This window comes from Vibrio lentus (assembly GCF_002875945.1).
Classification (GTDB): Bacteria; Pseudomonadota; Gammaproteobacteria; order Enterobacterales; family Vibrionaceae; genus Vibrio; species Vibrio apostichopi.
Map to the genome: position 1 here is coordinate 1 of NZ_MCZK01000031.1, position 8,768 is coordinate 8,768.

Annotated in this window: 3 protein-coding genes and 7 pseudogenes; 8 read left to right on the forward strand and 2 right to left on the reverse strand. The window is 41.6% G+C overall.

The genetic code is table 11. The annotated features are described in order from the left end of the window. Positions 1-397: 397 nt before the first annotated feature. The 4 genes and pseudogenes from BCT49_RS02630 to BCT49_RS26060 form a co-directional block, all read left to right on the forward strand. Entirely contained in the window at positions 398-781 is a 384-nt protein-coding gene (locus BCT49_RS02630) for a DUF2850 domain-containing protein (RefSeq protein WP_102434032.1), read from the forward strand. 406 nt (positions 782-1,187) lie between these two features. Continuing rightward, positions 1,188-2,516, forward strand: a pseudogene (istA, locus tag BCT49_RS02635) (IS21 family transposase). A gap of 10 nt (positions 2,517-2,526) precedes the next feature. Beyond that, positions 2,527-3,181 (forward strand): annotated as a pseudogene (istB, locus tag BCT49_RS02640) (IS21-like element helper ATPase IstB). 129 nt (positions 3,182-3,310) lie between these two features. Further along, positions 3,311-3,739 (forward strand): annotated as a pseudogene (locus BCT49_RS26060) (ISAs1 family transposase); the annotation flags it as partial. 32 nt (positions 3,740-3,771) lie between these two features. Here BCT49_RS26060 and BCT49_RS26065 read toward each other — a convergent pair. Next, positions 3,772-4,265: pseudogene (locus BCT49_RS26065) on the reverse strand (ISAs1 family transposase); the annotation flags it as partial. Between the two features lie 582 nt (positions 4,266-4,847). Next, positions 4,848-5,060: pseudogene (locus BCT49_RS02660) on the reverse strand (transposase); the annotation flags it as partial. Positions 5,061-5,405: 345 nt separating this feature from the next. Between BCT49_RS02660 and BCT49_RS02665 the strand changes: the two are divergent. The 4 genes and pseudogenes from BCT49_RS02665 to BCT49_RS02675 all read left to right on the forward strand — a co-directional run. Further along, the gene (locus tag BCT49_RS02665; protein WP_102434035.1) at positions 5,406-6,236 is read left to right on the forward strand and encodes an FIST N-terminal domain-containing protein; all 831 of its coding nucleotides are present in this window, start codon (positions 5,406-5,408) and stop codon (positions 6,234-6,236) included. Beyond that, positions 6,218-6,508 (forward strand): annotated as a pseudogene (locus tag BCT49_RS26375) (FIST C-terminal domain-containing protein); the annotation flags it as partial. The gene BCT49_RS02665 and the pseudogene BCT49_RS26375, both read left to right, overlap by 19 nt. Further along, entirely contained in the window at positions 6,482-7,369 is an 888-nt protein-coding gene (locus BCT49_RS02670; RefSeq protein ID WP_372166511.1) for a methyl-accepting chemotaxis protein, read from the forward strand. The pseudogene BCT49_RS26375 and the gene BCT49_RS02670, both read left to right, overlap by 27 nt. A 304-nt stretch (positions 7,370-7,673) precedes the next feature. Beyond that, positions 7,674-8,768: pseudogene (locus BCT49_RS02675) on the forward strand (hypothetical protein); the annotation flags it as partial.

The window sequence follows — 8,768 nt, forward strand, 5'->3', positions numbered from 1 at the left end:
AATTACGCAACAAAGCCATCTTTAATACCAAAAATAAAAGAGGATTGGTAAAGCAGCTCACCTTGCGACCAGCGCTCTTCATAACTTGTAGCAGCAGTTCCCATCGAGTATCAGTTAACATTGTTCTTGGCACGGCTTGAAATCGTGTTTTTTGGGCGAATGAAATTATAATTCTTTGTCATTTCGTTCGAAAAATAATCACGAAAGATCAACGCGCCCTAAAAAGGGCCATTTATAGTGGTCTTACCTTACCCGGTTCGTGTGAGCATAGCTTTTGACTTGGAAGGAAAGTGTGATTACAATCACAAATGTATCAGAGCTGAATTGTAATGCAGAAATTTAGATTCGTATTTGTTATAGACGTAGAGCTGGTTATTTTTTATTAAAGGAGAATGTGTTGCCGAGGTTTCTATTAGTAAAAGTCAAAGAAAAGTCAGTCAAAAATTTCCATATTTTTAGTTTAGTGATGTTATTAACATGGGTTAGTTACTTAGGTTATATTACTTTACAAAGCTTTAAACATCCAAAACATGTTTATGGCCATTGGTTAGAGGTTGATGTCCCTCCTTATTTAGCAGAAGAATTAATTTTTAGTCCTGAGGGCGTATACAGAAATGACCGTTTAATTACGACACATTTTGGTTTTGATGGAGAAGAGGTGCAAATACAGACTGGGCAAGGACTTTTTGTGTTTACTTTGGTTATTAAAGACAGTTCATCTAGACTGATACAGATTCATCCCAGTTTCCCTATCAAAACATTTGCACTAACAAATTTGTGATTTGTGTGGCTAATACGTGTCTTTTAAAGCATACATAGTCGCCCCAACGTTCCAAGTACTCACTCTCTAGAAAATCAAATGGGTTAAGATTGCTGTCATAGATCCGGACTTAGTTAGGTATACTTACCGCTATCCCTAAAGGATTTCGCTGACTCAATTCTGAGCATTAGTGTTTTCATTATGTCATGTTAAGTTCAGGCTCATTGCGTCACGGCCTTACCTTGCATATTTCGGATCATTCCGATCTGTCATTTCGGGATTATCCGATCACTTTTAGCCTAACTCCGAAATCGGTGATCGGAATAGCGAAAACCGCGATCGTAATGGCCGAAACCCTTCCTTTTTCTCTTTTAAATCAATAGCTCGCTATTCTTTACTTCTTAAACAAGAAGGAAAGGAAGCGACAATGGCCAAAAAGAGAACTCCAATGAACAAAATCAAAGAGGTATTACGCCTTAAATACGACGGCGGTCTCTCAAATCGTGGTATCGCTTCTTGCCTTAAACTCGGCCCGTCCACCATATCGGAACTCCTTACTCGCTTTAAACAAAGCCAACTTGGTTGGCCTCTACCCGCCAGTTGCAGCGATGCAGAACTCAGACGTAAAGGCATGACTAAAATGTTGCTCTGGCAGGAGTATCATGAGCAATATCAAGAACAAGCTTACGCTTACACTCAGTTCTGTGAGCACTTCACTCGCTGGTTCAAAACCCAAAAACGCAGTATGCGCCAGCTTCATGTTGCAGGTGATAAACTGTTTATCGATTACTGTGGGCCTCGGCTTCAGGTGGTCAATCCTGACACTGGCGAAGAGCGCGAAGCGGAGGTGTTCGTCGCGACTTTAGGCGCGTCCAATTACACTTATGTTGAAGCCTTCCCCAGCCAAGGGAAGCCCTACTGGTTAGAGGCGCATGCGAATGCGTTCGAACACTTCGGTGGCGTACCACAACTCTTAGTTCCCGATAACCTACGCAGCGCAGTCACCAAAGCCAATCGTTATGAACCGAGGCTGAACGACAGCTATCAAAAACTGGCGAATCACTATCAAACCGCTGTGATGCCAGCTCGCCCCTACAAACCGAAAGGCAAAGCCAAGGCAGAGAATGCCGCACTCCTAGTGGAGCGCTAGATCATGATGCGGCTGCGACACCAAACCTTCCATACCTTCAAAGAGTTGAATCTCGCTATCCGCGAACTTATGAATGAGTTAAATCAGCGTTACCTGTATACCGAAACGAAGCGAGCCAAAGTGGGCCCTGACTATCACATCGAATATCGCAGTCAGTACTACTCGGTTCCCCATCAACTTGTTGGTCACCATGTCGAGTTGGAAGCCTCTAATCGCCTGGTGCAGATCTTCCATCAAGATAACTTGGTAGCCCAGCATCCAAGTAGCCAAAGAGAGCGAGGAAACAGCACCCAACCAGAGCACTTGCTTGGCTGGGGAGCCAATATCGGCCCAGCGACACGAGAAGTCGTCAATAAGATACTGAACTCCAAGCCTCATCCAGAGCAGTCTTATCGTTCCTGTCTTGGCTTGCTCAGCCTCAGTAAAACCTATGGCGAATCACGCCTAGAGCAAGCCTGTAAAGATGCGCTGATGCTGACAAAATCCAATTACACCTTCATCAGCAATTTGCTGAAAAACAATCGTGAAGGACAACTGAGTAAAGACAATACGAGTACGCCAAACCTTGTTCATAGCAATGTTCGTGGCCCGAACAGTTATCACTAGGAGAAAGGATATGAATGCACTGAACGATCAACTCAAAACCCTACGCTTGAGCCATGCAGCGAAATCTTGAATCGCAATCAGAGTAAAATCCAACGCTTAAAACGACAAGCCAAGCTGAGAGTAGATGCGCAGCCTAGCCAACTCATCTATAAGGAGGGACGAAACCTCAATCGTAAACAGATGAGCGAACTTCTGACGGGCAGTTATCTATACAAACACCAGAACATATTGGTTACAGGCCCAACAGGCGCAGGAAAAACGTATCTTGCCTGCGCACTGGCAACCAGCGCCTGTGACCAACAACAAACGGTTAGGTACTACCGATTAACTCGCTTGCTTGACGACCTGACAGCTGGTCGTCTGGATGGTAGCTATCAAAAGCAACTCCAATCGCTGGCTAAGAAAGCCTTACTGATCCTCGACTATTGAGGGATGGAAAAACTCACTCAAGAGCATGCGGGGCACTTATTAGAAGTGCTGGAAGAGCGTTATCAAAACAGCAGCACAATCGTCATCAGTCAGTTACCTGTAAAGGAGTGGTACAACATGATCAGCAACGCCACCGTCGCGGACGCGCTAAGGTTCGGCTAGTACACAATAGTCATCGACTAGAACTGGGAGGTGAGTCAATGAGAAAACTGGCGCAATCCGATCACTTAGAGTAAAAATAAGAAGAGAGAAAAACGGTAGGATCAGGTGATCGGAATAAACCGAAACAACCGATCGCAATCACCGAAATACGCACTTACCTAAGAGGGAATCATGTACATGCCCATATTTAAGACTGTAGTTAGCTTGCTAAGAGTGAAATGATTGCCATTGACGGTAACTCTTATGATGATTTTCGTGGTCTTAGTGCTATTCATGTGGTGAACGCTTTTGCGACCGAAAATGGTGTCAGTCTTGGGTAACATAGAGTTTATCGAAAATCTAATGAGATCTCAGCTATCCTAGAGTAGCTCAAACTGCTTGATATATCAGGTTCCTTTGTGACTATTGATGCCATGGGATGAAAAAAATTGCCCATAAAATACTTGATAAGAGTGTCGATTACTTACTGGTGATTAAAGGTAATCAGGGGCGTTTAGAGCAAGCATTCAATAATTATTTCGATATGAGTATGCTGTAAAGCACGATGGTGATTCGTATAACACGCAGAAAAGTCTCGCGACCGCCAGGAAACGAGGCTAGCTTTAACAAATAGTGATTTGAGTGTTTTAGGGGCTTTGTTACGTGATTCAGTTTAGAAATAGAGTCACCCCATTCCGCATGCTTTTGGGGCAATACGACAAGTTGTTGGCACACCTAACTCAGCAATTTATCATCGCGTAAGTTTCCCCCACCTGTACATGGTAATTTCTTAAGCTCAATCACCCTCCTAACAACTGTTTGACTCAATACATCGCTGTTTCTGATAGTGAACGTCTGTGGTATCCATGCCGCTTTTTCCAATACTTATTTGAGCCGTATAGCTTCTGGCAACTCATTGCGTCTAGCGTGATAATACGGTTTTCAATATCAAGCAGTGTGAGTAATCTTAGGATAGCGGATGCCTCGTTACTCTTCTCATCAACCGTGACTTGCCCGAGAGCGAGCTGATGTTGACTACCCCAAGCGCTGACCACATGGAGTAAATTACGCCTCTCACGTGTATCAAAATTAACCATCGATGGCTATGACATAACTCCCTGCAGGCTCAATAAGACAGCTCATCCAACCTTGAAACGCTCTCTCAATTTCTTTTGGCTTAAAGCAATGGTGTCATGATGCAAGGTAGCGTAGAGCTCTTATCTTTTGCTTTTTGTGATTGGTCGACCTATTATTTGCATACATCAACAAAAATACCGTACTAATGAAACCATTAAACTCAGAGATGAGAAACAAACGACTCCGTATAACCTATGAAAGTCGAATCACGACTGCGAATCAGCTTGAAGATTTGCTGGGAAGGTATCGTCTCAGCGGTAAGCATAGTCAAGACAGGTTGTCCATCAAAGTCGAAAGAGGAGTGTTGGTTAAGCACTCTTATATCAATAATAAAAAGTTAGGGGAAGAATGAAGGGTATATCGCCGTCGATAGAGTCTTTTAAGAATGCTAATTTTTCCCGATTCATGTTATGTCATGAAAGTCGCATCAAAAAGGCACTAAGCCTTGAAGAGCTCGCCAAGCGCCGACGGTTTGGTATGCCTTACCGTGCCAAGACCGTCAGTTATCAATTAAAAGAGGGCTTTTTAACTGAAATTACTTATTGGCACTGCAACTCAAAAGAAAAGTAAGGCTGACTAAATTTCTTATTATCATTTTCTGCGCTTGAGCTAATATATACCCTTTCAACTTGAAGATGCAGGTATCAGTACCTGAAAATTATCTGTAATTCTGGATACAAGTGAGCCTGCAACTTCTGGTAACGTCACATCGAAAAACTTTTTGATAGCAGAGGTGAATGCTGTTTTGGAGGGAAAATAGACATTGTTCCTCACATGCTCATTCATTACTTTCCAAAGCCGCTCTATTGGATTTAAGTTTGGGCTGTATGGGGTAAGTAATGAAGTGATCTGCTCCAGCCAGACTGAACAGCGCATTAAGCGACATAATTAACTGTTCCTGGACAATTTGAAACAATCATCTACTTTCTGTTGATGGTGTTTGCCTCGCCTATTCATTAAGTTTCTCTGTCTTGAATCTAGGCTCATGTGTGCTCGTTGGTGTTGTACCAAATAGAAATCAGTTGACCTCAGGTGGTGAAATGAGTGATAAGGACGACATCCATGACCGATGTGGTTGAATAAATGATGATGAATAGTATATTATATGGTTGTTTATGGGGCTGTATTCGTAAGCAATAAGTTGCAAGGTGCTCCCTAATTTGCCGAATTAATAGAGATGTTATGTTTCAGACGTTCTTTCCAAAATTCAAACAAAACAAGATAGAAAATCAAATACTGCCATCAAAGATTTATAGCTGCGAACCCAATTCTCTTCCAACGTTTGCAGAGATTAAGAAAGATATCCAGAACCCAAGTTTATGCTTAGCGTATGTTGCTCATACTACCGACACCACGTTAGTTGACCGTGTTTGTAAAAGCTTACAGCTGCTATTCAGCGGGACTAACTGTACACAAGTCTCTATCATGTCTTCCGGCAACCTGTTGAGCGAAGCGCGTAACGTGTACCAAGCTGGTTCGGTAGTTCTTCATATCTTCGATAAAACACTTATTGCTGAAGTAGAGCCTTGCATTGTTGATTTACCCAAACATACCAAACCTGAAGATATTGATGCTCACATCAATAAAATGCGTGTGAGCATTTCATCACATCGTTGGAAGTTACAACAAAACCACTTCAATACATTCTGCTATGTAACTTTCGATGGCCATTCCATGTTAGAAGGGCAACTTCTAAGTGCTGCATACGCTTCAGGTAATATCGATGTGCCAATCATTGGTGGTAGTGCTGGTGGTGTTCTATTTAGCCGAGCGGCGTGGGGCATTAACGGTCAAATGCATGATGGTAAGGCTTTGATGCTCATGACACAGATCGGAGATGCTTACTCTTACGCATTCAGATCCACCCACTCAGTCACAGGTTCATCAAATATCAAGATGACGGTTGCTAAATGTGATAATTCAACACGAACGTTGCAAAAGGTTGTCGATGAACGAGGAGAGATTAAATCTACTCTGAGTACATTGCAGACAAAATGGGGTGCTCTATTTTAGACGCGGCTAAGAAGATCACAGGCGGTCATTTATGCGTTGACACTGGTGTAGGAGAAACCTTTGTACGTAGTATTGCTGATGTTGATGTAGAGAATAAATCTATCGTGTTGTTTTCAGACCTGAAATTTGGTGAAACTATCACTCTTACTGAGTCGCAAAGTTTTGCTTCAAACACAAATGCAAGTCTTGATGCGTTCAATAAGGATATTGATGGTGAAGTAGTAACAAGTATCATGGTTGATTGTATTCTTCGTCGCTTAGGAGCATCGGATTCTGACAAGAGTGCCGTCAGGTTCCCATTTGAAGCTGCAGGCTATTCATCCTTCGGTGAAACAAACTTCCTCCACTCTAACTGTACTAATGTAGCAATAGCATTTCACAAACGCGGTAAGAATGTTCATAAATCTATAAGAACATTTCCATCGACCTTGGCGCGTATGATTAACTATCATGGTCAAACTGAAGTAAATGCTATTAAGTATCTGAGCAAGCACCAAATGGAAATGCTTGAAAATACTTCTAAGTTTACAGGAATGATAAACAATGTGACATCATCATTGGAATCTCTCGCTTCAATTTCAATCCAGGTTCAGTCTGAACACCGTCAAATGTCATCAAGCATGGGTGGCATATTCAATCACACGAAGGAACAAACGGAGAAACTTAAACTGTTACAGACATCAATAGAAACCCTGAATAATTGCACATCTGAAATCATGGAATCTTTTTGTGCTATCAAGGGCATAGCTGACCAGACAAACTTACTTGCACTTAATGCCGCGATTGAGGCGGCTAGAGCTGGTGAAATGGGACGTGGATTTGCTGTTGTTGCTGATGAAGTTCGTAATTTAGCGAGTCGAAGCAAGGAAACTGTTGAGCGAAATAGCGATATCATAGCTCGACTTAATGATGAATCATGCGCTATCGGTACTTTGGTTGAACGTATTCAAGAGTCAGGTAAGCAACAATTTCAAGACATTAAAAATGCTAACGATAGAAGTCTGGTCATTTCGCAAGTGTCAAAACAAGCTGAAGCTGCTGCCAACAGTTCTTTAGAAGTTGTAGCTGATTCTAACGAACAAATGAACGAACTTTACGAGCAAATTCAACAGATTCAGACCTTAGCTAATTAACACGATGACAACTTTCCAGTCGCCTGGTTTACTGGTTCGCATGGATATCATGGAGTCTGTAGTGGTATTGTGGATTTGTTGTGTTGGTGAAAAATTTACAAGGTGGAGAGCTTTGTCTTTAAACTGAATTATGTAATACATTTTAATTGATAGGATATTAAGAATAATGAAAACAATATCGAGAAAAATTCTGTATCGGTCATTTTATGTCGTCCTAATTTGGATCGCTTTCGTTCTAGTTAAAGGGGTGTTCTATGATTACCCCCGAGAGAAAGTTGAGATAGAGAAGGGTATCTATCGAAATATGGGTGAGTTATCAACGTTAATCTCTAGTTGGGAGGCAAGTGGAAAGGCCACTCTTGAGTCATTGGTTAATATTGATAGTCATCGAGGCTTTTTACCTGCCCTAAAGCAGGCAAGGGATTCTTCTGAGTTTTCAAATGTTTTCGTTGTATTTCAAGATGGGGCACAAAAAAATGCCAATGAGATAGTCATATCTGATTCAGAAGATCTTCGAATTGGAGCTGCATGGTACCAACATGCTTTGAATAACCCAGGGGAGGTGGTCGTCGAAAACCCTTCAATAGCAGCTGCAACAGGAGAGCCGGTATTGTCCTTTGGTGTTGCTCAGAAAGTGGCTGGAAGTTCGGTCGTTTTTGGAGCTGATATATCAATACAATCTCTTGTCGAAGCTGTGGCTTCTTATAATTTCCTTGGTGAGGAATCATTTTTTATTAAGAATGAGAATGACATTATAGTTGCTCATGAAAATAAAAGTTTGGTTGGAAGCTCATTTATTGGTACTGGACAATATATAATGAAAATAGATGATAGTGACTTATCGTTAGTTTTAATTGTTTCTCCCAGCACTTTGAAAAGACATATTATGTTGGATGTTGTTAAGAATTCCACTTTTTATGCTGCTCTCATTATGGCTATGGCCGTTTTTCTTTCTATGATTGTTAATTATGAACTGAAGGGACTTGTAGATTTAAATTTATATGTAAAAAAACTATCAGAAGGGGATCTTAGACTCTTGAGCTTTTCCCAAAAAGGTAATGAATTAGATGGTATCTTTTTGGGGGTATCCGGTCTGTCTTCAGAGCTCTCGCAGGTGTTGGGCAAAAGTAAAAACGTCTTAGCATTACTTTCCCAAAAACAAGCAGAGACAGCGAGAGTTATTGGTGATAATAAGAGGTCATCTTTTAAGTTTTTATCATTTGTTGAGCAAGTCGCAACGGCTTCTACAGAGCTGTCTTCAACTGCAAGAGATGTCGCTGATAATGCACAAAGGGCAGAGCAATCTGCAATAGAAGCCAATGAAATCATTCTACAGAGCCAAAGCTCCCTTAAAAATGCCATTGATAGTACTGAGAAAATATCTCAATCAATATCTGAA

Bases quoted from the DNA above. Each gene is read 5' to 3' on its own strand.
- BCT49_RS02665 (WP_102434035.1), top strand. From the start codon at position 5,406: ATGTTTCAGACGTTCTTTCCAAAATTCAAACAAAACAAGATAGAAAAT.